This window comes from Sphingobacterium thermophilum, assembly GCF_039541675.1.
Lineage (GTDB): Bacteria > Bacteroidota > Bacteroidia > Sphingobacteriales > Sphingobacteriaceae > Sphingobacterium > Sphingobacterium thermophilum.
On the sequence record NZ_BAABGR010000004.1, the window covers coordinates 105,408 to 131,513 of the forward strand.

At 42.9% G+C, this 26,106-nt stretch carries 25 protein-coding genes; 17 read left to right on the forward strand and 8 right to left on the reverse strand.

Annotation, left to right across the window (positions count from 1 at the left end):
* Positions 1 to 72: 72 nt before the first annotated feature.
* A complete protein-coding gene (locus tag ABD873_RS01875) occupies positions 73 to 621 on the forward strand; it encodes a hypothetical protein (RefSeq protein ID WP_345063880.1) in 549 nt (182 codons plus the stop codon).
* Here ABD873_RS01875 and tamL read toward each other — a convergent pair.
* Positions 618 to 2,954, reverse strand: a complete 2,337-nt coding sequence (gene tamL / locus ABD873_RS01880) for a translocation and assembly module lipoprotein TamL (RefSeq protein WP_486387641.1) — start codon at positions 2,952 to 2,954, stop codon at positions 618 to 620. The genes ABD873_RS01875 and tamL overlap by 4 nt on opposite strands.
* A gap of 7 nt (positions 2,955 to 2,961) precedes the next feature.
* Between tamL and ABD873_RS01885 the strand changes: the two genes are divergently transcribed.
* The 3 genes from ABD873_RS01885 to ABD873_RS01895 are packed head-to-tail and all read left to right on the forward strand — an operon-like array spanning position 2,962 to position 6,204.
* Positions 2,962 to 3,711 (forward strand): TrmH family RNA methyltransferase, encoded by a 750-nt coding sequence (locus ABD873_RS01885; RefSeq protein ID WP_345063886.1) that lies wholly within the window; start codon positions 2,962 to 2,964, stop codon positions 3,709 to 3,711.
* Between the two features lie 23 nt (positions 3,712 to 3,734).
* Positions 3,735 to 4,910, forward strand: coding sequence for an MFS transporter (locus tag ABD873_RS01890; RefSeq protein WP_039053369.1), 1,176 nt, complete (start codon positions 3,735 to 3,737; stop codon positions 4,908 to 4,910).
* A 16-nt stretch (positions 4,911 to 4,926) separates the two neighbouring features.
* A complete protein-coding gene (locus ABD873_RS01895) occupies positions 4,927 to 6,204 on the forward strand; it encodes an AI-2E family transporter (RefSeq protein ID WP_345063891.1) in 1,278 nt (425 codons plus the stop codon).
* A gap of 13 nt (positions 6,205 to 6,217) precedes the next feature.
* Here ABD873_RS01895 and ABD873_RS01900 read toward each other — a convergent pair whose 3' ends face one another.
* Both ABD873_RS01900 and ABD873_RS01905 read right to left on the reverse strand, forming a co-directional pair.
* Positions 6,218 to 6,736, reverse strand: a complete 519-nt coding sequence (locus ABD873_RS01900) for a 2'-5' RNA ligase family protein (RefSeq protein ID WP_082021823.1) — start codon at positions 6,734 to 6,736, stop codon at positions 6,218 to 6,220.
* 10 nt (positions 6,737 to 6,746) lie between these two features.
* The gene (locus tag ABD873_RS01905) at positions 6,747 to 9,686 is read right to left on the reverse strand and encodes a DNA polymerase III subunit alpha (protein ID WP_345063894.1); all 2,940 of its coding nucleotides are present in this window, start codon (positions 9,684 to 9,686) and stop codon (positions 6,747 to 6,749) included.
* A 68-nt stretch (positions 9,687 to 9,754) separates the two neighbouring features.
* Between ABD873_RS01905 and ABD873_RS01910 the strand changes: the two genes are divergently transcribed.
* Complete coding sequence (locus tag ABD873_RS01910; RefSeq protein ID WP_345063898.1) at positions 9,755 to 10,444, forward strand: TatD family hydrolase; 690 nt, start codon at positions 9,755 to 9,757, stop codon at positions 10,442 to 10,444.
* A complete protein-coding gene (locus tag ABD873_RS01915) occupies positions 10,441 to 11,172 on the forward strand; it encodes a tRNA threonylcarbamoyladenosine dehydratase (RefSeq protein ID WP_039053598.1) in 732 nt (243 codons plus the stop codon). The genes ABD873_RS01910 and ABD873_RS01915 overlap by 4 nt, the downstream gene beginning before the upstream one ends.
* 34 nt (positions 11,173 to 11,206) lie before the next feature.
* Here ABD873_RS01915 and ABD873_RS01920 read toward each other — a convergent pair whose 3' ends face one another.
* Complete coding sequence (locus ABD873_RS01920) at positions 11,207 to 11,590, reverse strand: MauE/DoxX family redox-associated membrane protein (protein ID WP_039053597.1); 384 nt, start codon at positions 11,588 to 11,590, stop codon at positions 11,207 to 11,209.
* 234 nt (positions 11,591 to 11,824) lie between these two features.
* Between ABD873_RS01920 and ABD873_RS01925 the strand changes: the two genes are divergently transcribed.
* Both ABD873_RS01925 and ABD873_RS01930 read left to right on the forward strand, forming a co-directional pair.
* Positions 11,825 to 12,118: a DUF4342 domain-containing protein gene (locus tag ABD873_RS01925; protein WP_039053596.1), complete on the forward strand. Its 294-nt coding sequence runs from the start codon at positions 11,825 to 11,827 to the stop codon at positions 12,116 to 12,118.
* Between the two features lie 19 nt (positions 12,119 to 12,137).
* On the forward strand, positions 12,138 to 12,335 hold the full coding sequence (locus tag ABD873_RS01930) for a YqaE/Pmp3 family membrane protein (RefSeq protein WP_039053595.1): 198 nt from the start codon (positions 12,138 to 12,140) through the stop codon (positions 12,333 to 12,335).
* A gap of 56 nt (positions 12,336 to 12,391) precedes the next feature.
* Here ABD873_RS01930 and glmM read toward each other — a convergent pair whose 3' ends face one another.
* Entirely contained in the window at positions 12,392 to 13,777 is a 1,386-nt protein-coding gene (glmM, locus tag ABD873_RS01935; protein WP_039053594.1) for a phosphoglucosamine mutase, read from the reverse strand.
* Positions 13,778 to 13,970: 193 nt separating this feature from the next.
* On the opposite strand from glmM, the gene ABD873_RS01940 reads away from it, so the two are divergent.
* From ABD873_RS01940 to ABD873_RS01960, 5 genes are all read left to right on the forward strand, one after another.
* Positions 13,971 to 14,564 carry a phosphatase PAP2 family protein gene (locus ABD873_RS01940; protein WP_039053593.1) on the forward strand — a complete coding sequence of 198 codons (594 nt, stop codon included), beginning with the start codon at positions 13,971 to 13,973 and terminating at the stop codon, positions 14,562 to 14,564.
* A gap of 5 nt (positions 14,565 to 14,569) precedes the next feature.
* Positions 14,570 to 15,391: a ZIP family metal transporter gene (locus ABD873_RS01945; RefSeq protein WP_082021858.1), complete on the forward strand. Its 822-nt coding sequence runs from the start codon at positions 14,570 to 14,572 to the stop codon at positions 15,389 to 15,391.
* Positions 15,392 to 15,555: 164 nt separating this feature from the next.
* Positions 15,556 to 15,795 (forward strand): FeoA family protein, encoded by a 240-nt coding sequence (locus tag ABD873_RS01950; RefSeq protein WP_039053592.1) that lies wholly within the window; start codon positions 15,556 to 15,558, stop codon positions 15,793 to 15,795.
* The gene (gene feoB / locus ABD873_RS01955; protein WP_345063913.1) at positions 15,795 to 17,897 is read left to right on the forward strand and encodes a ferrous iron transport protein B; all 2,103 of its coding nucleotides are present in this window, start codon (positions 15,795 to 15,797) and stop codon (positions 17,895 to 17,897) included. The genes ABD873_RS01950 and feoB overlap by 1 nt, the downstream gene beginning before the upstream one ends.
* A gap of 6 nt (positions 17,898 to 17,903) precedes the next feature.
* Positions 17,904 to 18,056 carry a FeoB-associated Cys-rich membrane protein gene (locus ABD873_RS01960; protein ID WP_156138253.1) on the forward strand — a complete coding sequence of 51 codons (153 nt, stop codon included), beginning with the start codon at positions 17,904 to 17,906 and terminating at the stop codon, positions 18,054 to 18,056.
* Between the two features lie 50 nt (positions 18,057 to 18,106).
* Here ABD873_RS01960 and ABD873_RS01965 read toward each other — a convergent pair whose 3' ends face one another.
* Positions 18,107 to 18,694 (reverse strand): YceI family protein, encoded by a 588-nt coding sequence (locus tag ABD873_RS01965; protein WP_345063916.1) that lies wholly within the window; start codon positions 18,692 to 18,694, stop codon positions 18,107 to 18,109.
* A 9-nt stretch (positions 18,695 to 18,703) separates the two neighbouring features.
* Entirely contained in the window at positions 18,704 to 20,860 is a 2,157-nt protein-coding gene (locus tag ABD873_RS01970) for a S9 family peptidase (RefSeq protein ID WP_345063919.1), read from the reverse strand.
* A 214-nt stretch (positions 20,861 to 21,074) separates the two neighbouring features.
* Between ABD873_RS01970 and ABD873_RS01975 the strand changes: the two genes are divergently transcribed.
* From ABD873_RS01975 to recA, 4 genes are all read left to right on the forward strand, one after another.
* A complete protein-coding gene (locus ABD873_RS01975) occupies positions 21,075 to 22,700 on the forward strand; it encodes a S8 family peptidase (RefSeq protein WP_156138252.1) in 1,626 nt (541 codons plus the stop codon).
* A gap of 73 nt (positions 22,701 to 22,773) precedes the next feature.
* Complete coding sequence (locus tag ABD873_RS01980; RefSeq protein WP_345063923.1) at positions 22,774 to 22,956, forward strand: hypothetical protein; 183 nt, start codon at positions 22,774 to 22,776, stop codon at positions 22,954 to 22,956.
* 67 nt (positions 22,957 to 23,023) lie between these two features.
* Entirely contained in the window at positions 23,024 to 23,692 is a 669-nt protein-coding gene (gene nth, locus ABD873_RS01985; RefSeq protein WP_039053591.1) for an endonuclease III, read from the forward strand.
* A 106-nt stretch (positions 23,693 to 23,798) separates the two neighbouring features.
* A complete protein-coding gene (recA, locus tag ABD873_RS01990) occupies positions 23,799 to 24,830 on the forward strand; it encodes a recombinase RecA (protein ID WP_039053590.1) in 1,032 nt (343 codons plus the stop codon).
* Positions 24,831 to 24,899: 69 nt separating this feature from the next.
* Here the strand turns inward: recA and ABD873_RS01995 are convergent, their stop codons facing one another.
* Positions 24,900 to 26,099, reverse strand: coding sequence for an OmpA family protein (locus tag ABD873_RS01995; protein ID WP_345063927.1), 1,200 nt, complete (start codon positions 26,097 to 26,099; stop codon positions 24,900 to 24,902).
* Positions 26,100 to 26,106 lie beyond the last annotated feature (7 nt).

Genomic DNA, 26,106 nt, shown 5'->3' on the forward strand with positions numbered 1-26,106 from the left:
TTTCCCCATGAAAATAAGGTATTTTTCCACAATATCATAAAGAATTTAGTATCATTGTCCCGGAAATAACATATGAAAGCATTACACGTCTATATCGTCCTTTTTTTGTGCTTTTTAGCAGTCAGCGTACAGCCTTTGCCGCTAACAAACTACCAAAAGATTGACAATTTTATGGTGAAGGAAAATCTTACCGCCAACGGTAAAATTGCCATCATCGCTGTAGACTCTGCGGATATAGCTCAAGACCATATCAATGGAACCTTCAAATTTTCGATAAACGGATTTGAGCAGGCCTTAACTTTCCATAATGGTGTTGCCGTAGCTTCACACCCCATATCCGAATCAACATTCGTATTTTTCAAGCATAAAAATCACGACAAGACGATAGGAAAACTTTATTTTCTATATAAAAAGGACAATAAAATAACACCATTCAAAATCAATGGTTTGCTGTTGATTATCATTCCTACGATTATTCTACTTCTAGCCTACACTTTCAAGAGACTGCTCAGCACTTTTCTCATCCTTGCTTTGATTTACGGATATTTTTCTTTCAGCAAAGGACTTTCTATCTCACAAATCCTAGAAAGCGCTTTCCATGTGCTCAAGAACTTACTTTAGAAAGGCATCCCCACTCCAAAGTTAAATTGAAACAGTCCGTAGCGATCCGGTTTATGCGTATCGTAGTAAGCTCTTTTGAATGGCCCCAAGTCAAAAAGATGTTGGATGACCCATTGGTCTTTCCCTTCAAACTGTGGGTCTTTAAGCTTTAGTCCCGTATCCAGGCGTATAGTAAAGTAATCCATATCGAAGCGTAGTCCGACCCCCGTTCCGATGGCCACTTGTGAGAAGAATCTGTCGAATTTAAACAACCCTCCTCTATTCAGCTCGTTTTCCCGTAGCAGCCAGATATTTCCCATATCGAGGAAAGTAGCACCATTGAGCTTCGCCCCAAAGAAATTGTTCCATATACGGAATCGATATTCAAGGTTGGTTTCTAGTTTAAGTTCTCCTAACTGATCCAAATTTCGAAGGTTACGGCGCAACTCTTCTCTGATCGAACTTCTGTTATAATTTCCGGGTCCCAGTGTGCGGGCCTGCCATGCACGCATGCCGTTCATCCCTCCTGCATAGAAGCTTTTTTCAAAGATTAGCAAACGTGAATTGTTGCCGTAAGGTACTATAGCGCCACCATTGAAACGGAACACAACCTGCTTATTTCCTCCCAAATAGCGGTACAATCTATAATCCACCTCGCCTTTGAAATACTGCAGGTAGGTCACACCAAACAAGGTCTTGCTGTCGTCATCATTTTTCCTAAAGTTGAAAATACTGCTCAGCAGTCCCAACGTATTGCCACTAAGATCTATGGCTCCACGGAAAAAGGAAAAGTCATCGAGCTTCTGCAATTTATTGTTGTTCCACGTAATGGCATATTGGGCTCCCAAACCAAAATACTGCCTATCGTTGGAGGCGATATAGAGCTGGTAGCCTTCCTCGAGCAGCTCATTCCTGAAGTTCTCGTCAAATTTCCCTGCTCTGTATTCTACGACGATGGGTGTATAGCTATGCTGAAGATTAGGGTTCTGCCACCACGAATAATTCAAAGTATTGATAAGATATCTGTTGGAATAGGTTTGATCCTGATTAAAGATCTGCAGGCTTGTAGAGAAGGTAGTCTTCGGTAGACCATATCTTCCGGCATTTCCCCAACCGAATGGCAGCAGCATACGTGGTACGACGAGGTTTACACCAGCCTGAAAGTCGTTGTTAAAGATTTTCTGAGACAGCGATCCTGCCAAGCGCGGATCGAAAAGCAATCCATAGCGCACTTTAAGTTCCAACAGTTCGGATCCACCAAAGATGTTGCGATGAGAAAATGTATTACCTACGTTAAAGCCTCTCATCCCGGAACTAAATGTATATTCTCCTTCAATCTGGTTGGACATCAGTGCGCGGGGGATAAGCTCATACGTCACATTCAGCCTGCTGCTATCCACCTTTTCGTAGTTTATACGCACATTACGGAAGCCGTTGGTCTCGTACAACCTGTCGTAGGAAATATTTTCGTTTGCTAGGCTATAATTTTCTCCCTTCTTCAAAAACATATACCGCATGAGCGGCTTAGCCTTATACTGATTGGTATAATCTGTAAACAAGACTTCTCCTATAGTATCAGCGGGTATATTACTGCCTACAAGCTGATCCTGTGTATGGATGACAAGACGTACATCATTAATCTTATACACACGCAAGGTATCGTCGGAAGAAGACACTTGGATTTTCAAATCAGCAAAATAGCGGGTCTTGGTAGTATCTATGGCCACGCGCATATGCTGACGAAGGTAATCATAATACCCTTTATCACGGGCCGACATATACAATGCCTCCCGCAGCGCGACCAGTCTGTCCATGTCATAAGGCTCGTTGGTCTTTACTTTGGAGAAAGGTTCTACCTCCGTATGGTATATGAGCTCTATATGCCGATTGTCAAACTCTGTTTCTATATTCCCTACACGGAATAAGGTGTCTTTCTCCACTAGGAAGTGGATATGCGTCTTTTTCTTGTTTGTCTCTATCTGAGGGCTTACGTGAGCTTTGAAATATCCTTTGGTCTGTAGAAAACGCTGTATCTGCAAAGCAGAAAGATCTACCAATGAGCTATCCAGAATATGGGGAGGTTCCCCCACTTGGCGAATCTTTTCGGTTTTATACTTTCCGTTTTTGGTATTGAATATATTGTAAAGCGTAAGGTTTAGAGCCGAGTTGGGACGTATTTCATTCGAAATATACTGGTAAGCGGATTCTCTCAGCTCTGTAGGAACCCCTTGGATGTCGACTTTGGTAACCAAAGACTGATCCTCATCTAGGTACTTCGCCGAACGACAGGATTCAAAAAATAGAAGTAAAAATGTTATACTTGCAAAAAATAAAAATATACGCTTATTATTCATTTACTCAATGTTGTCGAAAGCTCAAATAAGTTTAATTACTTCACTACAAAACAAAAAATTCCGTATACAACATAACGTCTTTATCGTTGAAGGAATTAAATCTGTATTAGAGTTTGTGCATTCTTCCTACAAGGTACAAAAAATATATGCTACCCCCCAAGCCTCGACAAAGTTGAGCAAAATACCTCAAAATATAAAACTAGAGGAAATAAGCGAGCAAGAATTTAAGAAAATTACGACACTAAAAACACCTCAAGGGGCGTTGGCTATAGTAGAGATTCCTCCATATAAACCTTTAGAAGAGGAGGAGTTGAAAGGAAAACACAGTATAGTCTTGGATGACGTGCAGGATCCTGGCAATTTAGGCACTATCATCCGTACAGCAGAATGGTTCGGTATTGAACATATTGTCTGCTCCATAGGCACAGTAGATGCCTACAACCCAAAGGTGGTACAAGCCACCATGGGATCCTTGTCGCGCGTAAAGATCCATTATGTGGACATCGAACAGTTTATCGACAACATACATATTCCAAGCTTCGGAGCATTGCTGGAAGGTCAATCCATCTATAGCACAGATTTCGGTCCGGAAGGGTTGATTATCATGGGGAATGAGGGCAACGGCATACGTTCCAGCCTTATAAGCAAGATCGACAAGGCGGTGACTATCCCGCGTATCGGTCAGGCGGAATCCCTAAATGTAGCGGTAGCTACCACTATCTTCTGTTCGGAATTAAGCCGTCAAAAGCTGGCTTAACAGACAAAACACTTCTTTTTTTTATGCATACTGAAAATACACAAAGCATCTACACGCTTTCGTTCGGCTTATTGTGTTTGAGTACATTATTATTTTCGGCGAGCTTCAATATGATTATTCCGGAGCTTCCGAACTATCTATCTTCCCTTGGTGGTGCAGAACATAAAGGGCTTATCATATCACTGTTTACCCTGACTGCGGGGATTTCCAGACCTTTCAGTGGCAAGCTTACCGACAAATGGGGGCGCGTGCCAGTGATGGCTGTAGGCTCTTCGGTATGTGTGCTATGCGGGGTGCTGTATCCGGTTTTAAGTAGTTTGGCCGGCTTTTTCCTGCTGCGCCTTGTTCACGGCTTTTCTACAGGTTTCAAACCTACCGCTACCTCCGCCTATATTGCAGACATCATTCCTTCTCAGCGTTGGGGGGAGGCCTTAGGCATGCATGGTCTTTGCTATAGCATTGGCAGCGCTTTCGGTCCTGCTCTAGGAGGATACCTAGCCCATATCTACAACCTAGATACCATGTTCTATTGTTCGTCACTGCTGGCTTTCCTTTCCATCATCATAGTTTTCAATATGAAGGAAACGTTACCTACTCCTCAGAAGTTCAGAACATCCATGCTACTCATTTCACGTCGTGATATTTTCGAGCCACGTGTTTTTCCTGCTGCCGTAGTCATGGTCCTTAGCATCAGCTCCTACGGTGTGATACTCACCTTAATTCCTGACTGGAGTGAACATTTAGGAATCAGCAATAAAGGTTTATTTTTTACCGTATACACCATTGCTTCTGTAAGCATTCGCCTTATTACACGCAAGATGGCGGACAGGCACGGGCGCACCCTAGTGATGCGTATTGGAGCGGCCATCACAACTGTCGCCATGCTTATACTAGGTTTGGGTGAAGGCATAATCTATCTTATTGTAGGAGCTACCGTCTTCGGCATAGGCAACGGCATCCTTTCTCCTGCGCTCAACGCTTGGACCATAGATTTATCTCTTCCTACACATCGTGGCAGGGCCATGGCTACGATGTATATAGCCCTAGAAGTAGGAATCGGACTTGGCGCATTATTTGCTGGATATATCTATCAGGATATGTTGCCACGGATTCCTCTCATTATTTGCGGAAATGCCCTCTTCGTTTTCCTGTCTTTATTGTATATTTATTATTGGGAGAGAAATAGAAAAATAAATTAGGACTAACCTTAACTTTATGGATGTAAAACCGTCGAACAGGCCATACTCTCTGCAGTTGGCTTCCAGCTTGTTGGCGTTGGCGTTGATTTTGGGGTTGATGTATGTAGCGCAAAGCATACTTATCCCTATACTTTTTGCCACCCTCATCGCCATATCCTTATTCCCTTTAGCTCGCTTCTTTGAAAAACTTAGATTGGGAAAAGCTGTAGCCTCCCTGCTAGCGGTGACGGTAGCCATAGCGATTATTTTTGGTATTGTCTGGTTTATTGTTCATCAGAGTATCATCATAGGCAAGGATGCTACCGCGATTACCGACAAGGTGCTATCGGTATTGGAGCGGGCCCAGAGCTGGCTGCAGGAACGTTTCGGCATCGAACGAAACCAAGTTATGGATAAGCTGCGCGAACAGGGTAATAAGTCCTTGGAAAATATAGGGGGTGTGCTTACAACAACCTTCGGCTCTGTAGGCAACACGGTGGCCAATGCCATCCTCGTGCCTCTCTACTGCTTTTTCATGCTATACTATAGGGATTTCTTTCGTGAATTTTTCTTCAAAGCCTTTAAGACGAGTCCTCAACATAAGGTGAACGAGGTACTCAACAAAATCTACGAGGTAGTGCAAAGCTACCTTGTGGGACTGGTTACGGTGATGGGCATTGTAGCGGTCCTTAACACCGTAGGGCTGATGTTCATGGGTATAGACTATGCTTGGTTTTTCGGTACGCTGGCCTCCCTGCTTATGCTCCTCCCCTATATCGGCATAGCTATCGGCTCCATCTTGCCGGCTCTTTTTGCTTTAGCCGTAAAGGACAGTACTTGGTATGCCGTAGGGGTTATCGCTTGGTTTCAGGTCGTGCAATTCCTCGAAGGGAATATTATCACACCCAATATCGTAGGCAGTAAAGTAAGCATCAATCCCTTGATGGCCATCGTAGGCATACTTATCGGCGGTATGTTGTTCGGCCTTGCCGGGTTAATTATCGCATTGCCATTCATCGCTACACTCAAGGTGATTTTCGACGCCATCCCATCCATGGAAGCCTTTGGATTTCTCATCGGCGAACCAGAAAAAGAACACTTGAAGCGCAATTCCACGCAAGAGCTACTCATGAAATGGGGTATAGTGCGTATGCCTAAAAACAAGAAGAAAATTGAAGTGGATATCCATATCCAAACGGATAAGAAAAAAGAATCTCAGACCACAGTTTCTTATAAAGAAGTCAACGAAAGTGAAGTACTTCCGGAAGAAAAGATGAAAGAAAAGCTTTCTAAAAACACATCCACGGAAGAATAGTGTACTCCATTTATCAAAATCGGATAAACTCCTTTAGGTCGTACTGCTTTCTTTCAGGATTAAATTCACGGAACATTACGCCTTCACATACGAAGTTTCCTGAATAGTTGTTAAAAAGCCTATTTGCTATAGCCATCTGTTCGGGCTTGAGGGATCTACCTATAGACAGATGAGGATGGGTGCAGATATATGCCTCGGCAACTACCGCTCTCACCTGCTCCCCCACCGCAGCAAAAAGCTGTTCCAAATACAGACAAGAATGTTTTTCTGGTCTGATATACAACGTTTTGCTATTTTCAAAGAAGCCAAAGCCGTCCAGCAGTATTTCCCGTATTTCCCAATTGAGGATACGGTCCCTCACACGCTTTTGGATTTCCTGTAGCGTTGTGGAGTCACACTTAAACTGGCTGATTGTAAAATGTGCCAGCGAATTTACGCTAGGGTACCACCCTATACGTCTTTTCAGCTCTTGTTTGATGTTTCTTATCTCTTCAATCAATGTGAAGGGGTGTACGACAATAGAATATTGCATCGTCTTTTTTCTATTTATTTGTTCCAAACTTATATCCCAGCTTGTGCATGCTGTATACTTCCACGCTATACACGCCAAAATCTTCGATTACAGTACCAAGAATCTCGTAAAATCCTGTTCCCAAAAATGGATATTGCCGATAGACGGGCGGAAAATGGACCGTATCAAGCCAGTTACCTTCCACGTCGAGGAAGGTGCCGAAACACATACGTTCCCGTTTTATCGTCCTTGTTTCTTTCAAGGTGACAAAGCGGCCTATGATTTTGATTTGTTGTCCCAGATAGTCTGGCAGATCCCTGACCGTGATACTTCCTGCCAGATGTCTTTCTTCCAGCAGCTCGAAAAAGTCTCCCACCACAAACCCTAGGATGTCCAGCTCATCCTTGAGATCTTCAAGGCGATTTTCTTCAAAAGAAGGCAACGTAAAATGAGGTTCTCTCTCTTCTCCGAACAAGCTTACCGTCACCTTGGTGGCGATACGTTTGCTCTTAAAGTTGGCTTCCCACAGCAGAGTTTTCTTATCCAGTCCGGTGAAACGCAACGCACCGATACGTATGAGCAGGTTAAGCTGTTCTGGTGCTGGTCGCAGACGCTGCAGCACATCTTCCAAACTGAGATAGGGACCGCCGCGGTGGCGCTCCTCTACAATCTGTTTGGCAAGCTGGTCCTCCAGTCCTTGCATATGGATGAAGCCTACATACACTTCATCGCCACAGATAGCGGTAAGGTAGTCGCTGTGGTTGAGGCAGGGCAGCTGTATATTTCCACCGTGGCGCCGCAACTCATGGAAATAAAATTCAGTACGGTAAAAGCCCCCGAAATTGTTGATTACCGCGACATAAAACTCTACAGGATAGTAAGTCTTGAGATACAGACTTTGATAGCTCTCCACAGCGAAGGATGCCGAATGGCCTTTGGCAAAAGAATAGCCTCCGAAACTTTCCATCTGTCGCCATACCTCTGCTATCACCTTCTCCTCGTAGCCGAAAGCCCTACAGTTGGCAAAAAACTTATCTCTCAACTGCCCGAACTTATTTTCCGAACGGTATTTGCCACTCATAGCACGCCGCAGAATATCCGCTTCGTCCAACGATATACCTCCGAAATGGTGAGCCACCTTGATTACATCTTCTTGGTATACCATGACGCCGTAGGTCTCTTCGAGCAATTCTCTCATCTTGGGATGCAGATACACCACCTTATCGGGATCATGATAACGTTCGATATATTGCTTCATCATGCCGGACTGGGCCACACCAGGACGTATGATAGAACTTGCGGCCACCAGAGTGAGGTAGTCCGAACATTTCAGCTTACCCAACAGCTGGCGCATTGCCGGACTTTCGATGTAAAAACAGCCTATAGTATCGGCCTTACGGATTTTTTCTGCCAAAAGGGGATCTTCCAAAAACTTTTCGACAGCATGAATGTCAATATGTTTTCCGCGATGTTTGGCAACAAGGTCCAAAGCATCTTTGATATGCCCTAGCCCTCGTTGGCTGAGGATATCAAACTTGAACAATCCTATCCTATCAGCCTCAAACATATCGATATGGGCGGTAACAAACCCTTTAGGTGGTCTTTCCGTTACGGCATATGCATGGATCGGATTTTCGCTGATTAATACCCCTCCGGCATGTATGCTGAGATTTGTGGGAAAATTAATCAACAGTTCGCCGTATTTTTTAATCCACCCTTGAATCTTATCTTCCGGTGTCCACTCGGCTTGCATCGCCAGCCTGTCGATTTCTTCTTTCGGCAGCCCGAACACCTTACCTAACTCACGCACTATGGCACGTCGCTGAAAGGTATTGTACATCCCCAATAGGGCCACATGTTTACGCCCATGCCGCATAAAAATATACTCGAAGATAGCATCTCTGTCCTGCCAACTAAAGTCTATATCAAAATCGGGAGGAGAGGCACGATTAGGATTCAGGAAGCGTTCGAAGTATAGGTCTAGCTTTATAGGGTCCACATCCGTAATGCGGAGACAATACGCTACTATGGAATTGGCTCCACTACCTCGTCCTACATGGTAGAATCCGCGCTCGTTGGCATAACGCAATATATCCCAAACGATGAGGAAATAAGCGGTGAACCCTAAGTTGGAGATCATCTCCAGCTCTTTCTCCACGCGACGGCGGGCCTCCCTATTGCGGCCCCCATACCGCGCTACACATCCCTCCATGGCTAGCTTGCGCAGCAATGCCACATCATCTTCTACCGACGAGGTAAAGCACTTCTTATTTTTATCCGTATGGAATTCCATCGCTATAGAGCAGGAACGTACTACCTCCATAGTCCTAGTAATGATGGAAGGAAATGCCGCAAAAGCCGCAACCAGTTCCCGTTCTTCCATCAGCACTTCCCCCGGAGCAGCATACTCATGTGGTTCTAGCTTGGAGAGCAACGTATTTTTCGCTATTGCCCGCAAAATACGATGCAACGCATAATAGGTCTTATCCTGATAAGTCACCGGATGCAAAATGACAAAAGGCAACACCTCCACATATTTCTGCCAAGCCAACAAGGTCAGATGAGGAATATCCAAACCTATAAGCTCATTGGCGGCAAAGGACTCCCCTAGCAACTCTTCCCTATAGCGGTAAATGACCCATACATCCTCTTCTACAAAAGAAGGCCGTGCTGGAAAGGGCATCTCCTGCTGCTTATGAGTCGACAAGAAGTCATGGATAGCCATCAAGCCACGATTATTTTTGGCCAACAAGACATAACAAAAAGTATCTTCATTGCGGACTTCCGTCCCGATGATAGGCTTTATTCCTTCCTTCTGACATTTATACACAAAATCCCAACAGTCGGCCGTAGAATTGATGTTGGTCAAGGCCAGCACTTTCACACCTAGCTGCGAGGCGTGCTCTATTAATTTGGCAGGCTCATACGTACCGTAATGGAAGCTAAACCAAGTCTTGCAGTTCAAAAACATAGTACAAGATTACGAATTAACCTTTATTTTACTAAAAAAATTAGCAAAATTTTATACGCAAAAAACATATGAAGCACCAATCTTTTAGTAAATTGCGCTTTATGATGCCATACATCGATATACATACACATCAACATAGGGAAGTCCCCCATCTTCTTCAGTTGCTCAATTGTATCATCGGTAAGGGGGCTATACCTGAAACTATATGTTCTGTCGGTATCCATCCGTGGTACGTGGAGGGCGATGGAAATACCCAATGGGCGCTATTAAAACAGCAGGCGACTTCCACTCAGGTACTAGCTATTGGAGAGTGTGGACTGGATAAACTGACTGACACTCCGTGGGATAAACAGATAGAAATCTTTGAGTGTCAAATTTTACTGGCCAACAAATTGCAGAAGCCTCTTATCATCCACTGTGTACGTGCCTTTCAAGAAACGATGACCATGCTAAAGGCACAAAAAGTGCAGGTTCCGGTACTCTTCCACGGCTTCAACAAGAAAAAAGAAGTAGCCCAGGCCTTGCTGCGACAAGGATATTACCTTTCTCTGGGTAGTGCTATCCTCAAAGGGCAAATGGACGACATATTGATAGATCTTCCTTTAGAAAAAATTTTCTTTGAGACAGACGATAAATCGACTAATGTAGTAGATATTTATTCTTATTTTTGCACCGTCCGAAAAATCAGCATGGATGATTTGCGGCAACAGATAAGCAAAAATTTTCAGAACGTATTCAGATACACACTATCCGCATGAAAGATTTATCTTGGTTATCAAGAACAGAAGCATTAATCGGTAGAGAAGCATTGGAGAAGCTAGCCCACTCCCACGTGTTGGTATTAGGTTTGGGCGGTGTAGGTTCTTTCGCTGCAGAATTTATCGCCCGCGCGGGGGTAGGAAAGATGACAATTATCGACGGCGATACCGTAGATCCTACAAACCGCAACCGCCAGCTTCCGGCATTGGCTACCAACCACGGCGTACCTAAAGCAGAGATTATGAGACAGCGCCTACTGGACATCAATCCCGAATTGGACTTGACTGTCTACCAAGAATTTATTATTCCCGAACGTGTGGAAGCTCTTATCGCCGAAAAGCCGGACTATATCGTAGAAGCCATAGACAGCATCACGCCGAAGCTATACCTTATCCGTCAGGCCTATGAAGCAAAGATTCCTTTCGTAAGCTCTATGGGTGCCGGTGGCAAGCTGGATCCTACCAAAATCAGAATTGCGGACATCAGCAAGACTTATAACTGCAAGCTTGCCCATCATATCCGTAAGAAGCTCCGCAAACACGGCATACGTGAAGGAGTAAAGGTCGCGTTCTCCACAGAGTTACCGGACAAGGCTTCCTTGCTATACACCGACGGCAGCAATTTCAAGAAGTCTGCCTACGGCACTATGTCCTACCTTCCCGCCGCCTTCGGAGGGGCTATAGCTTCCGTAGCTATAAGAGATCTGATAGGGAAAAAAGTTTTATAATAAAAAAGCGAGAAAGAGAAACCTTCTCGCTTTTTTAATTACCTTCCCTATCTTTCGTCTTAGCTTCGTAATACCACAACAGCCCAAATAGATACATTCCATGTACAAGCTGAGCTTCTATGGCACTCCAATTTTCTATGCTGCTACTTCCCAACACGAGAATAGCCATCAGTGTCAGACTTGCATAAAGACAATAGCGCAACTGAATACCTATCAGCAGCCATATGCCCAGCAACAGTTCTATAATAGGCAGGACATACCCCCAAGCTTGCACCAGTCCCACAGGAAGAAAAGACTTTTCCATCGTCGTCACCATCCATTCGCTAAATCCCTGAAGCTTGGGTAACCGCACGGCTCCGTGCCCCACCAAGGAAATAGCCATAGGTAAACGGGCAAAGAAAAATAATGAGTTATTCATCGTAAATGTTTTCAGTTTGGGTCTATCATAAAGTTAACAAATAGCGGCAGCAATGGCAAGCTTAACTAACAAACATCACCTTAGCCTTTTACCGAGAAGAAGTCCTACTTCACCGAATTCCCAACACGGTTTACCTAAAACGCCTGCTCTCCCATCGCTCTCTGCTATATCTTTGAAACATAATCAGATAAATAGTTGTTTAATTATTACTAAAAAACTAAAAACATTACGGTCATGGCATACAAAGAAACTTTCAATATTTCGGGCGAGCACCTACTCAAAAAGATTAAAGAGCTAATCAGCGACGCCAATGTGACAAAAATTACGATAGCCGACAAAAACGAAAAGGAAATCATCAGCTTTCCAGTATCTATAGGCATCGTGGGGGTATTATTAGCTCCTGTTTTCGCTGCTGTTGGTGCTATCGCTGCAGTCTTAGCAGAATGCAAAATCATCGTCGAACGCAAAGATGATATAGAGCACGAAGCTACTGCGGCAGAAAAAGATGAAATCAACCCTTTGGTATAACTTTTAAAAGCATATAAAAATGATCTTAATAGCGGTACTGTTTCCTTGGTTGTCCTTTTTTCTAAGAGGAAAGATTATAGTGGGATTTTTATGTTTGATACTACAGATTACGCTTATCGGCTGGCTTCCGGCTGCTATCTGGGCTGTAGCTTCGCTGCTCGATGGGCGGAATAAACGAAGAGTAAAGGAGCAATACCACAAGGTGCATTTTGTATAGTTTAATTATTATGGATAGTAAAGCAAAAAGCCTTCGCTGTTGCGAAGGCTTTTGTTTTATTTTGAGATAATCTCTTGCATTTCGTGCATGATTTTCTGTGCTATGGCATCTGCTGCTTCCGGTGTCTTTCCTTCCGAATAGATGCGGATGATAGGCTCGGTATTTGATTTACGCAGATGTACCCATTCGTTTTCGAAATCTATCTTCAATCCATCTATCGTAGTATGATTCTCATGTGCATACTTTTGCTGCATGGCTGATAGCAGGCCATCGATATCCAAGTCCGGTGTCAAGGTGATTTTATTCTTGGACATGTAATATTGTGGCAGTTCGGCACGATATTCCGAAATTTTCTTACCCATCTTCGCTAGATGTGACAGCAAGATAGCAATACCCACCAACGCATCACGTCCGTAGTGTGAAGCCGGATAGATTACACCACCGTTACCTTCACCACCGATTACAGCGTTTACCTCCTTCATTTTTGTTACGACGTTTACCTCTCCTACTGCTGCGGCAAAATATTCGCCACCATGTTTCAGGGTCACATCGCGCAAGGCACGCGTTGACGATAGGTTCGACACGGTATTACCCTTTTTATGCTGTAGGATATAATCTGCCACAGCTACCAGCGTATATTCTTCACCGAACAGCTCTCCGTCTTCCATCATGAACACCAATCGATCCACATCCGGATCCACTGCAATACCAAGGTCGGCGCCGTTTTGGATTACAGCAGCGGACAGGTCGGTCAGATGCTCTTTGAGAGGTTCGGGATTGTGTGGAAACTTACCGTTCGGCTCACAGTGTATTTTGTAAATAGTTTGCACACCCAAAGCTTCCAACAATGCCGGCACAAAAATTCCTCCCGTGCTGTTAACCGCATCTACCGCTACCTTAAAATTAGCTTTGCGGATAGCTTCTACATCCACATATTCCAAAGCCAAAATAGCATCTATATGTTTCTGAAGGTATGTGTCGTCTTGTATTACTGTTCCTAATTCCTCGATACCTGCAAAGTCGAAGTCTAGGCTTTCTCCCAAATCTAACACCTCTTTTCCTTCAGCATCGGAAATAAACTCTCCTTTCGCGTTGAGCAGCTTCAGTGCATTCCACTGTCCCGGATTATGCGAGGCTGTCAAAATTATACCGCCAGCAGCCTTTTCCATAGGAACGGCAATCTCCACAGTAGGAGTAGTGGAGAGTCCCAAATTTACTACCTCTGCACCGATACTCTGTAAAGTGCCGATAACCAGGTTACTGACCATCTCTCCCGACACACGGGCATCACGACCTACTACTATTTTCTTGTTTCCTGATTTTTGGATTAAGATTTTACCGAAAGCAGCAGTAAACTTGACAATATCAACAGGGGTCAATGCATCTCCAGGACGGCCACCGATAGTGCCGCGAATTCCTGAGATAGATTTTATTAATGTCATAATTACTCTTCGTTCTCTAGTTTAAAGTCCCGTAAAATTAAGGGATTATTAAAAAATCACAAGTTAAAATTCGTAAATATTCACAAAAAAACTAACTTTGTTGCAACATTGTGTATTTTACAACTTAAAACAACACTTTTTATCTGTTTACAAATGATGTAAATTAGTTGTACGATACATAACCTTAGCATATATGTTACAAGAAATCATACACTTAGACAAAGAAATATTTCTAGCCATCAACCAAGGATTGAGCAACACCTTCTTTGATTGGTTACTTCCTATATTACGCAACCCTTACACGTGGGCCCCTCTATATTTGTTTTTGATAATATTCTTTGTGAAGCACTACGGCAGGTTAGGCATCCTTATCGTGGCTTGCACCTTACTCAACTTTGCCATATCGGACGGGGTTTCTTCACATCTGATCAAGAAGAACGTCAAGCGTGTGCGGCCTTGCAATGATATAGAATTTAAGCATGAAGTCAATGTACGTGTACGCTGTGGCTCCGGTTACAGCTTCACCAGCTCACATGCTACCAACCATTTCGCTATGGCCTTTTTCTGGATAGTGCTTTTCCGTCGGAAGTGGCGTCACACGTTATGGCTATGCATTTTATGGGCATCTTCCATAGCCTTTTCACAGATCTACGTAGGGGTACACTATCCGCTGGATGTATTCTTCGGCTCCATACTGGGAATACTTATAGGCTGTACATCAGGTTATCTTTTTAACCGTTTTGTACCCTCTTTCATTGAGAGAAAACAAGAACCCAACATACAGTAACATTAATGAGTCCTATTCTTATTGTTTCGATACTTTTCACTTCGGCCCTATTAGCCGGATTGGCAGTATTTTTTGTCAAACGTGACAACACCAGCTATTTAAAATTAATCCTTTCTTTCAGTGGAGCTTACCTATTCTCCATTACAGTCTTACATCTGATTCCTCATGTGTATACGGAAGGTACTTCCTCCCCTGAAATTATAGGACTTTATATTTTAGGTGGTTTTATCTTTCAGCTCATCTTGGAGCAGTTTTCACAAGGTATAGAGCACGGGCATATACATCATCATGAGAGTGCAGGCTTTCCGCTAGGCATTATGATTAGTCTGTGTCTTCACGCATTCTTGGAAGGGATGCCGTTGACTTCGGGTCATCAAAGCCAGTTAGTATTTGGCATTGCAGTGCACCATATCCCAGCAGCCTTTGCGTTGGGTAGCTTATTACTGAATACGCGGCTCAACAAAAAAGTGATTGTGATCTTGCTGTTACTCTTTGCGGGCATGACCCCGATGGGATTCCTGACCAGCAAACTTCTCAGCGCCGGTGAGATCGGCAACATCGCCCTGTATTTCGACAAAATCATGGCGGTAGTGATAGGTATATTCCTACATATTTCTACCACCATCCTCTTTGAATCGGGATCGGCAGACCACCACACCTTCAACAAAAAAAAGATGGCAGCCGTATTTTTGGGGATGGCGCTATCCCTTACTTCATTTCTATTCCCGCATGACCATGACCATTCGTCTCATGGCACCGAACAGCATGACGAACATCATCATCATGACCATCATGAGCACCATCACGATCATGAGCACACACATTAATTTTCAATAAAAGCTCCTCATCTCGGGGAGCTTTCTTATTTTTATACATCATTATTTAAAATCATTCTTAATAAAGACAAAGATTTGACATAAAGTCTTACAGGAGCTAATTGTATTTGAGTATCTTTGGGTTTTAATAAAGAAAATCTAAAACTTACGCTATAATGCAGCAAAAAATCTCATTGGACAGACTTAAAAAAGGAGATAAAGCCATAATAGACTCTTTCGCCAGTGACATTCTGCCGGCAAAATTCTATGAGTTGGGTTTCGCGCCGGGCTCTGTGATTATTGTGAAACATAAGGCTCCTTTCAATGGTCCTATATGTGTGAATATCCAACATGACGATTCCTTGATAGCCATCCGTAAGACTGAGGCAGCTTTAATCTTAGCGCGTAAAATATAATGAAGAAAAAAACTATAGCTTTACTTGGAAATCCTAACGTGGGTAAAACCTCGTTGTTCAATCGTATTACCAAACTCAACCAAAAGGTAGGCAACTATCCGGGCATTACGGTAGAAAAAAGACAGGGTACCGTAAAAGTTCATGATATAGAATATACTGTCATAGACCTTCCAGGGACTTATACCTTATATCCTAACTCTTTGGATGAGGAAGTTGTACTGAACACCTTACTTAACAAGGAAAGCAAAGACTATCCCGACTTGGTGGTCGTCGTATCTGAACCCAGCACCATCAATAGAGGGACAATAATCTATCAGCAAGTACGTGAGATAGGACATCCGGCTATCTTCGTCATCAATATGGAAGATGAAATCAAAGATAAAGGCCTCCATATAGATATTGCACGTCTAGAAGCATACTTAAAGACCAAGGTGTATAAAACCAATGCACGCACAGGAAAAGGAATTGACACCCTTATCCAGAATCTGGAAACACCGGTAAGCCCTTATTTTGGCGCGTTGGATTTACCCTCTCAATATCATGATGCGTTAAATGAGGCTAAAAAGCTGTTTCCTCTAGAAACAGAATATAAAACATGGATACACCTCGCGCTGGACAGTTCCTCCGCACTTTCGGAAGATGTCAACGAAAAGCTGGATACTATACGTAAACGTTATAATCTTTCTACCCAGCAGCTGCAGAAAGATGAAGCAATCCTTCGCCATGACAGAATCCAAAATGAACTGGATAACATCATCACCAAATCGCAGAACAAAAAATTGTCTCTAACAGAAAAGATAGATAATATCTTAATACACCCTATATGGGGGTATGTCATCTTCTTCAGTCTTCTGTTTTTGATATTCCAAGCTATATACAGCTGGTCCGGCCCATTAATGGATACGGTAGACGGGCTTTTTGCTGCCTTAGGAGACTATGTAGGGTCTACCTTCCCGGAAGGGCCTCTCAATGACCTTCTTGTCAATGGCATTATTGCGGGAATAGGTGGCATTGTTATATTCCTACCACAGATTATCATCTTATTTCTTTTCATCTCTTTGATGGAAGAGACAGGCTATATGAGTCGTGTGGTATTTTTGATGGACAGGTGGCTGAAGCCTTTTGGATTGAACGGCAAGTCGGTCATCCCATTGATGTCGGGTGCTGCCTGCGCCATTCCTGCTGTCATGTCGGCACGTAATATAGAAAACCCGAAAGAGCGTCTTCTGACCATGCTGGTCACCCCTTTCATGACCTGTTCGGCACGTCTGCCTATCTATATTGTGATTATAGGCTTAGTAATTCCGGACAAAGAAGTATGGGGATTCAACCTACAGGGCATAACCCTTTTCGGTATGTATCTCCTCGGCATCATTGGAGCTTTATTTTCTGCACTGGTCCTAAACCGCATCATCAAGTCCGTACGTCAGTCCTTTTTGATTTTCGAGCTACCTATATATAAGAAGCCGGATTTGAAAAACGTTTTAACGACAGTATGGGAGAAGTCTTTAGGTTTTCTTTGGGGAGCAGGAAAGATTATCTTGGCCATCTCTATCATCCTTTGGGTATTAGGAAATTTCGGTCCTAACGACCGCTTCTCCAATCCGGAAAAATATATTGTCGCCGAGCAGCCTGACCTCAGCGAGGAGCAACTTCAAAATGAAATCACAGCATATAAAACAGAATATTCGTATTTGGGTTATTTGGGAAGAGGCATAGAACCTGCAATAAAGCCTTTGGGATACGACTGGAAAATTGGCATAGGCCTGTTATCATCTTTTGCGGCACGTGAAGTGTTTGTTGGCACGGTGGCTGTCGTTTACTCCTTGGGAGAAGATTTGGATATAGAAGATGAAGAGCAAAAGGTAACCCTTTTCGACCGCATGAAAGCAGAAATCAACCGCAATACGGGATTACCTACGTACAATTTTGCTACAGGAATATCGTTATTATTATTTTATGCTTTTGCAATGCAGTGTATGGCTACTATTGGTGTTGTGCGTCGCGAAACGGGATCTTGGAAATGGACAATCACGCAAGCTCTATTTATGACCGGCTTAGCCTATATAGCAGCCCTCATAGCATATCAACTTTTAAAATAACAAACTATGTCACTAACAGTACAATATATCATCATTGCAATTATCTTTATCCTCGCGGTGATATCGGTAATAAAGAAATTTATCCCTTCCAAGTCAAAACCTCAAGGAGGTTGTAGCAAAGGTTGTGGATGTGAATTAGATCAAACCTCTATCAAATAAACAAGGTGCTTAACGAATGTTAAGCACCTTGTTTATTATGATAAGTCAGCTTATTTTTTCTCAGCTACCAATACAATGTTGAGTACAAAATAATCCTCAATAGCGTTGTCCCCTAATCCGGAAAAGATACTTCCCGATCTATATTTGATATCGAACTTGGTACGATCTACCTTCACCTCACTGGCCTTTGCCACAACAACATCCTTTCCATAGGTGACTTCAGCAGGAAATGATAGGCTGTGCGTTATGCCTTTGATAGTCATCTTACCCGTCACGTGAGCTTGCCTATCTTCCACTTTCACCGAAGTGATAACGAAAGAAGCGGTAGGAAATTTCTCCACATCAAAGAAATCCTCATTCTTGAGATGACTGATTAGACGCGCAGGAGCTTTCTCCGAAGCTATGCTTTTAGTGTCAACGACCACCTCTCCTTCTGCCAGCTGCTTACCTTTCACCCCTAAAAATCCACCTGCAAGCTGAATTGTACCCGCAGTTTCCTCTCCCACAATCTTCTTTCCTGCCCACCTGATTAATGACTTGGAGGTATTTATTTCGAACCTATCTATCTTCTGCCCATAACTAATCATATGGACAAAAGCTATAATTAATGTCAATAAACTATATCTGATACTCCTCATCGTCTGCTATTATTGTGTGATACCTTCCAACTTCAAAATAAATGCCCACTCAAAAGCTTGGTCCTTGAGGTAGTCGAATCTTCCTGAGGCTCCTCCATGACCAAAGTCCATATCCGTTTTAAGCAAAACCACATTATTTCCTTTCTTCGTAGCTCTAAGCTTAGCTACCCATTTTGCGGGTTCAAAATATTGCACCTGGCTGTCGTGCAAGCCTGTAGTCACCAAAAGGTTAGGGTACTCTTTAGCCTCTACATTTTCATACGGTGAATAAGACTTCATGTAGAAATAAGCTTCCTTATTGTTTGGATTTCCCCATTCATCGTATTCATTGGTGGTAAGAGGTATCGTTTCATCCAACATGGTATTTACCACATCTACAAATGGTACTGCTGCAATGACCCCATTCCACAGTTCCGGCGCCATATTGATTACAGCCCCCATAAGAAGTCCTCCTGCACTTCCGCCCTCAGCATACACATGTCCCTTGGATGTATATTTGTTGGCGATTAAATACTTAGCACAATCGATAAAATCCGTGAAAGTATTGATCTTCTTCATCAGCTTACCATCCTCGTACCAGTGGCGCCCCATCTCTTCTCCTCCACGGACATGGGCGATGGCATATATAAATCCTCTATTTAACAAAGACAATCTTGCGGTAGAAAACGTAGGCTCCATAGAAGCTCCATAGGACCCGTAGCCATAAAGGTATAGAGGCGCAGAACCATCTTTCTTCGTTCCTTTTTTATATACCAAGGATATCGGAATCTTAGTGCCGTCTTCCGCAGTGGCATAAGTCCTTTCGGTTACGTAATCTTCAGGGTTGTAACCTCCTAAAACTTCTTGTTGCTTCAACAGCGTCTTCTCACGCGTACGCATATTGTAGTCAAATGTAGAAGAAGGCGTCACCATGGATGTATAACCATAACGAACTACCTCGGTATCATATTCTCTGTTGACACTTGGATATACGGCATAGGCTTCTTCCCCAAAATCTAGATTATGAACCGAATTATCATTCAAGTTGTGTATAGAAAGATTGGTTAGCCCGCTCTTGCGTTCAGAAACCACCAAATAATTTTTAAACTCATCTATCCCTTGGACTAGTACGTCTTCCCGATGAGGAATATAATCTTTCCAATTTTCTTTGGTAGTCTTGTCTAGTGGCGTCTGTACCACTTTGAAGTTTTTCGCCCCATCGGCATTCGTGACAATGAGGAAGCGGTCTTCCAGCGCTGTCACCGAATACAATACGTCTTTCATACGAGGCTGAAACACCTTGAATTCACCATTAGGATTGTCGGCAGGAAGATATCTTACTTCCGAACTTAATGTTCCTTCTGATTCGATGAAAATATATTTACCGTTTTTGGACTTACCTACCCCTATATAGTTGGTATTGTCTTTTTCGTCATAAACGACGACATCTGACTTAGCATCCGTCCCTACGGTATGTCTCTTAATCTTTTCGGACAGGAGTGTCACCGGATTTTTCGAAGTATAAAAAAAGGTTTTGCTATCGGCAGCCCATACGGCAGAACCGGTAGTCCGTTCTATACGGTCTTTATAAATCTCTCCGGTTTCTAGGTTTTTGACATGCAGTACATACTCTCTTCGCGACACCTCGTCCACCCCAAATACCATGAGCCGATTGTCAGGACTTATCGATGTACCTCCTATAGCATAGTAAGGCTTACCTTCAGCCATCTGGTCTACATCCAGAAGAACCTCTTCCTTAGCATCCAAAGAACCTTTCTTACGACAGATCTTATAGTACTGTTTTCCTTCTTCCGTACGCGTGTAGTAATAATAACCGTTATGGAAATAAGGTACAGACTCGTCCTTTTCCTTGATGCGGCCCTTCATCTCTTCGAAAAGCTTATTTTGCAGCTCTTCGGTGCCGGCCATCATCGCTTTGGTATAGGCATTTTCGGCCTCAAGATAAGCGATAACTTTTGCGGAATCTGGTCCCTTTTTGAAGTAGTCGTTCAGCCAATAATAATTATCTATCACCGTATCTCCATGGATAATACGAGTATAAGGTTTGACCTCTGCTATCGGAGGCTGCACCTCAGGCCATTCTACAGCAACCTTTTTCTCCTGGTGCGAACAAGACATCATAGTCATAGATAAAATTATAACCCAATTGTATTTGTTGGTCAACATAATAATATTTTTAAGTGAATAAAAATAATTCCGAACAGGTTATTGTTAGTCGTTTAAAATTCAATCAATTAAAATTAACTAGAATTATAATAGGATTACAGAAATATAGCTACAGTTTTTGCAATTTTTAAGTTACACGTAGTTTTTAGCAATATTTAACAGTTCGTTCATTTGTATTAAACCTTATATTTGTTTAGAACGCAAAATCATTTTTATGAAAAAAACAAGACTTTTTATTGCTTTACTTGGAATAAGCATTCTGCCTTTCACAGGTTTGGCACAATCTAAGAAAGAAAAAGCACCGGAAAACTGGTACAACCTAGATTATAAAACAGATGGCGTAATGGGTATCAGCACAGAGAAAGCATACGAACTCCTCAAAGGAAGAAAAGCTTCGCCGGTGATTGTAGCAGTAATCGATGGTGGGGTAGACGTAGAGCACGAGGACCTGAAAGATGTGCTGTGGATTAATAAAAAGGAAGCAAAACCTAATGGTAAAGACGACGACAACAACGGATATATAGATGATAAATATGGCTGGAACTTCATCGGTGGAGCCAATGGTGAGAATGTTCACTACGACAATCTAGAGGTGACACGCCTTGTCAGAAAATACGATCCGCTGTATTCTTCGGTATTGCCTAGTACCAAGCTTAACGAACAGCAGCGCCGTGAATTCGTAGCCTATCAAAAGATGATTGCCGACTACACCACCAAAATGGATGAGGCTAGCTTCGGTAATAATAACTACAGTCGTCTCAAAGACAATGTAGATAAAATTATAGCCGAAATCGGCAAAGACCCTAAGGATATCACCAAAGCGGACATTGAAAATTATAAGACGGAAAGCAGGGAGCTGAAGACTACGATATCCATAGTGAAAAGGGCTATCTCCGAAGATTCGTTCGAGAAATTCTACAAAGAGCTTAACGAGGCAGTAAAGTATTTTAGTGCACAGGTAAAATATCACCTGAACAAAGAATATGACTCCCGCCATATCGTAGGTGACAACTATGAAGATGCTACGGAAAGATACTACGGTAATCCGGATGTGAAAGGCCCTGATGCCAGCCACGGCACACATGTAGCAGGGATTATCGCCGCAAAACGGAACAACAACATCGGTATCAACGGGGTGGCAGACAACGTGCAGATCATGGCTGTCCGCGTGGTACCCGATGGCGACGAGCGTGACAAAGATGTAGCTAACGGCATTCGCTATGCCGTAGACAACGGAGCAAAAATCATCAACATGAGCTTCGGAAAAGGTTATGCCTACAATAAAAAGGCTGTGGATGAAGCTATACGCTATGCCCAAGAAAAAGATGTGCTCCTTGTACACGCGGCAGGCAACGACGGCAAGGATATAGATATCAACCCTAACTTCCCTACTAAATATTTTACGGACGAAAATGAAGCCGTGACAGGAGAAGCTAAAAACTGGATCACCGTAGGTGCTACAAGCTGGAAACTGGACGACAATCTACTGGCAGAATTCTCTAACTATGGATACAGAACGGTAGATGTCTTTGCTCCGGGAGTTGCGATCAAATCCACCATGCCGGAAAACAAATACGAAGAGCAGCAAGGGACAAGTATGGCAGCCCCTGTGGTATCGGGTTTAGCGGCAATACTGCGATCCTATTTCCCTTCGCTTACTGCCGAAGAGGTCCGCAACATCATCATCAAAAGTGTAACCAAGGTGGATCAAAAAGTAAAAATCAAAAAGGACGGAAGTACCAAGAAAGTGTATCTGGATGAAATATCCGTTTCGGGAGGTATTGTCAATGCCTACAATGCTGTAGCGGAAGCTATAAACTACTTAAACAGCAAAAAGTAAAAAAATGTTAAATTTTCTACAATAAATTGAAAATAAGTTCGTTTTATAATTACAAAACAAAACTTAAATGCTTATGGTAGAAAATTTTACTCCTACAGAAGAAGAAACTTACATAAACGACGTAGAAAATATTACAACTATTGAAGATACATTTGAGGCAAAAATAAAAGAGGAAGTCAAAAAAATTGGTATACCACCAAGTCAATCCGTGATTGACCGTATTCTTCAATATTCGAAGTCGTTTGGTAAGAAATAAAAGCAAGGTCTCTAAGTTTAGAGACCTTGTCTCTTTCATAGCCTGCCGAGAAAGACTATCTTTGTATATGCTCAAGAAAGACCGATACAAAGCTTTTGTAGAATATTTCTCTACGCACAATCCGGACGCTAAAACCGAACTCAACTATAGCAATCCTTTCGAACTACTTATCGCCGTCATCTTGTCAGCGCAATGTACAGACAAGCGCATCAACCAGGTGACGCCGGCATTATTTCAGCGCTACCCTACTCCTGAATCCCTAGCCGAAAGTTCAGTGGATGAAGTTTTCAGCTATATCCGCTCGGTAAGCTATCCCAACAACAAAGCAAAACACTTGGTGGGTATGGCCAAAAAATTAGTCTCCGATTTCAACGGAATCGTTCCCGAAAAGGTCGAGGATTTGGTAAAACTGCCCGGCGTGGGACGTAAGACCGCCAATGTCATCTCTTCAGTAGTATATGACAAGCCCGCTATGGCTGTAGATACCCACGTATTTCGTGTTAGTAACAGACTGGGGTTGACTACAAACGCAAAAACCCCTCTAGCCGTAGAAAAGCAATTGGTAAAATACCTTCCTGAAGAAACCATAAAGATTGCACACCACTGGTTAATCCTTCACGGCAGATATATATGTCTTGCCCGAAAACCAAAATGTGAAGAATGTCCTATCACCCACTTCTGTAAATATTTCGAAAAAACCCACAAAGCAAAAGTTATCAACAACAACGAAGAATAAGCTTTTTTCATTGTAATTTTAATTATTGCATAAACACTAATTTTTTTAGCACAAATTTTGTATATTAAAAATATTATTATACTTTTGAAATGTAAATACTAAAAATATGAGCAACGCAGACAAACTAAAAGCACTTCAGCTTACTTTAGATAAATTAGAAAAATCATATGGTAAGGGTACCGTAATGAAACTGGGAGATTCGGCAGTAGAGCCTATTGAAGCTATTTCCACAGGATCTTTGGGGTTGGATATAGCCTTAGGTATCGGCGGGCTTCCTAAAGGCCGTATTGTAGAAATCTACGGTCCTGAATCCTCAGGTAAAACTACATTGGCTACCCATGTCATTGCCGAAGCACAGAAAAAAGGTGGCATAGCCGCTATTATCGATGCAGAGCATGCCTTCGACAAATATTATGCACAAAAATTGGGAGTAGATGTAGAAAACCTCTTGATATCGCAGCCGGACAACGGAGAGCAAGCCTTAGAAATTGCCGACAACCTTATACGTTCGGGAGCTATCGACGTTATCGTGATTGACTCTGTGGCAGCCTTAGTACCTAAAGGAGAGATCGAAGGCGAGATGGGCGATTCCAAGATGGGGCTTCAGGCGCGCTTGATGTCGCAAGCCTTGCGTAAGCTTACCGGTACTATTGCCAAAACAAACTGCTGCTGTATTTTCATCAACCAGCTCCGCGAAAAAATTGGTGTCATGTTCGGTAATCCGGAAACCACTACCGGCGGTAATGCCTTGAAATTCTACGCTTCGGTACGTTTAGACATTCGTCGTACCTCCCAGATTAAAGATTCGGACGAAGTTTCAGGAAACCGCGTAAAAGTGAAAATCGTTAAAAACAAGGTAGCTCCTCCATTCCGTGTGGCAGAGTTCGACATCATCTTCGGAGAAGGTATATCTAAAATAGGTGAAATTATCGACCTAGGAGTAGAATACAACATCATCAAAAAATCCGGCTCATGGTTCAGCTACGGAGACACCAAACTGGGACAAGGACGGGATGCTGTGAAAGCCTTGTTGATGGATAATCCGGAATTGGCGGAAGAATTGGAAGCTAAGATACGAGCTGAAGTGACAGGAGAAGTGCTGGATCAAGCGATGCTCAACAAAGACAACGAAGAATAATAATTCTTAATATGCTGTAAAGGGCAGTTCTCACAGTCGAGAATTGCCCTTTTTATATTTGTGGCTAACTTATTTTCGGATAAATTCCACGCGTCTGTTTTGAGCTTTGCCCTCCGCTGTAGCATTGCTTGCCACAGGCTCTGATGCCCCTTTACCGATAGCGACAAGCTGTGAGGCAGGAATATTGAAGTTTTTCATCAAGTACTGACGTACCGCTTCTGCTCGCTGCAGTGAAAGCCTTTGGTTCAGCTGGGCTCCTCCATCCGAATCTGTATGGCCTACTATTTCGAATTTTGCCGATGGATTATGTTGCATCAGCAGGCCTATCTCATTCAAAATATTATAAGACACAGCTTTGATTCTGTCTGACCCGCTGTCAAAATGTATGCCTGACACCACCAGCTTTCCTTCTCCTATCAGGGCAGCACTCAAATCTTTGGATACCGCAGCAATACGGACATTTGACACATAGAAGCCATCCTTCGGCTTAGGTATCACTTCTGCTGCACGCAGATGAAAATTATTACGGTAAGCATTGTTGTCAAAGGCCTTAGGAAGATCGAACAGCTTCTCCGTATCCATATACAGTCTTATTCGTTCCTCATTGACAGCGATGCTTACATGCACTACCTTGCCGGTATGGCCACGTACATCCCACTCCGTAAACGTTTCATGACCCGAATACATGTTTGTGGTATATCCAACCACATTTTCTACATTATTACTTTTCGGAATCACAAAATAAAATAATTTCTTACGCTGTATACTCTGCTTGGCAGGATTAGCAACTTCCGAAAAGCCAAAAGTTACAGGAGGTCGAACCGCATTATCGGGATAGTACAAATCAAACTCTACTGTAAAATTTTGTGGTAGGCTCCCTTTTAGCAAGGGAAAACTCAGCGCATTATCACCCACCATAAACCAATTACCCGTCAGATTACTAAATTTCACTACTTTACCACCAACAGTAGTATTCCACTTACTAGGAAAATCTCCATATGCGGTATTACTAAAGTCGTCATAAAATAATAACTGATCGCCCGGAATGAAGTCATAGTTGGAAGACATCACATTGGGATCGGAAGAAGTCTTCCCCTTCACTGTTGTGGAAGAAACACCTCCTTTGGTCGATTTATCAATCTTTTCTTCTACCTTATCAAGGCCTTTGTCCACAGCTTTATCGACTTTACGGTCTACACGCTGCTTCACTTTGTTTTCCACTTTCTTGCCCAAGCGGTCCAAGATCTGGGCTTCTCCTCTCCCATGCATACTCAAA

Coding starts and splice junctions, on each gene's coding strand:
- ABD873_RS01945 (WP_082021858.1), top strand. CDS start 14,570: ATGAGTCCTATTCTTATTGTTTCGATACTTTTCACTTCGGCCCTATTA.
- feoB (WP_345063913.1), top strand. CDS start 15,795: ATGAAGAAAAAAACTATAGCTTTACTTGGAAATCCTAACGTGGGTAAA.
- ABD873_RS01875 (WP_345063880.1), top strand. CDS start 73: ATGAAAGCATTACACGTCTATATCGTCCTTTTTTTGTGCTTTTTAGCA.
- ABD873_RS01920 (WP_039053597.1), bottom strand. CDS start 11,590: ATGAATAACTCATTATTTTTCTTTGCCCGTTTACCTATGGCTATTTCC.
- ABD873_RS01895 (WP_345063891.1), top strand. CDS start 4,927: ATGGATGTAAAACCGTCGAACAGGCCATACTCTCTGCAGTTGGCTTCC.
- ABD873_RS01925 (WP_039053596.1), top strand. CDS start 11,825: ATGGCATACAAAGAAACTTTCAATATTTCGGGCGAGCACCTACTCAAA.
- ABD873_RS01885 (WP_345063886.1), top strand. CDS start 2,962: ATGTTGTCGAAAGCTCAAATAAGTTTAATTACTTCACTACAAAACAAA.
- ABD873_RS01980 (WP_345063923.1), top strand. CDS start 22,774: ATGGTAGAAAATTTTACTCCTACAGAAGAAGAAACTTACATAAACGAC.
- ABD873_RS01970 (WP_345063919.1), bottom strand. CDS start 20,860: ATGTTGACCAACAAATACAATTGGGTTATAATTTTATCTATGACTATG.
- ABD873_RS01960 (WP_156138253.1), top strand. CDS start 17,904: ATGTCACTAACAGTACAATATATCATCATTGCAATTATCTTTATCCTC.
- nth (WP_039053591.1), top strand. CDS start 23,024: ATGCTCAAGAAAGACCGATACAAAGCTTTTGTAGAATATTTCTCTACG.
- ABD873_RS01950 (WP_039053592.1), top strand. CDS start 15,556: ATGCAGCAAAAAATCTCATTGGACAGACTTAAAAAAGGAGATAAAGCC.
- ABD873_RS01910 (WP_345063898.1), top strand. CDS start 9,755: ATGAAGCACCAATCTTTTAGTAAATTGCGCTTTATGATGCCATACATC.
- tamL (WP_486387641.1), bottom strand. CDS start 2,954: ATGAATAATAAGCGTATATTTTTATTTTTTGCAAGTATAACATTTTTA.
- glmM (WP_039053594.1), bottom strand. CDS start 13,777: ATGACATTAATAAAATCTATCTCAGGAATTCGCGGCACTATCGGTGGC.
- ABD873_RS01975 (WP_156138252.1), top strand. CDS start 21,075: ATGAAAAAAACAAGACTTTTTATTGCTTTACTTGGAATAAGCATTCTG.
- ABD873_RS01930 (WP_039053595.1), top strand. CDS start 12,138: ATGATCTTAATAGCGGTACTGTTTCCTTGGTTGTCCTTTTTTCTAAGA.
- recA (WP_039053590.1), top strand. CDS start 23,799: ATGAGCAACGCAGACAAACTAAAAGCACTTCAGCTTACTTTAGATAAA.
- ABD873_RS01900 (WP_082021823.1), bottom strand. CDS start 6,736: ATGCAATATTCTATTGTCGTACACCCCTTCACATTGATTGAAGAGATA.
- ABD873_RS01905 (WP_345063894.1), bottom strand. CDS start 9,686: ATGTTTTTGAACTGCAAGACTTGGTTTAGCTTCCATTACGGTACGTAT.
- ABD873_RS01940 (WP_039053593.1), top strand. CDS start 13,971: ATGTTACAAGAAATCATACACTTAGACAAAGAAATATTTCTAGCCATC.
- ABD873_RS01890 (WP_039053369.1), top strand. CDS start 3,735: ATGCATACTGAAAATACACAAAGCATCTACACGCTTTCGTTCGGCTTA.
- ABD873_RS01915 (WP_039053598.1), top strand. CDS start 10,441: ATGAAAGATTTATCTTGGTTATCAAGAACAGAAGCATTAATCGGTAGA.
- ABD873_RS01995 (WP_345063927.1), bottom strand. CDS start 26,099: ATGCATGGGAGAGGAGAAGCCCAGATCTTGGACCGCTTGGGCAAGAAA.
- ABD873_RS01965 (WP_345063916.1), bottom strand. CDS start 18,694: ATGAGGAGTATCAGATATAGTTTATTGACATTAATTATAGCTTTTGTC.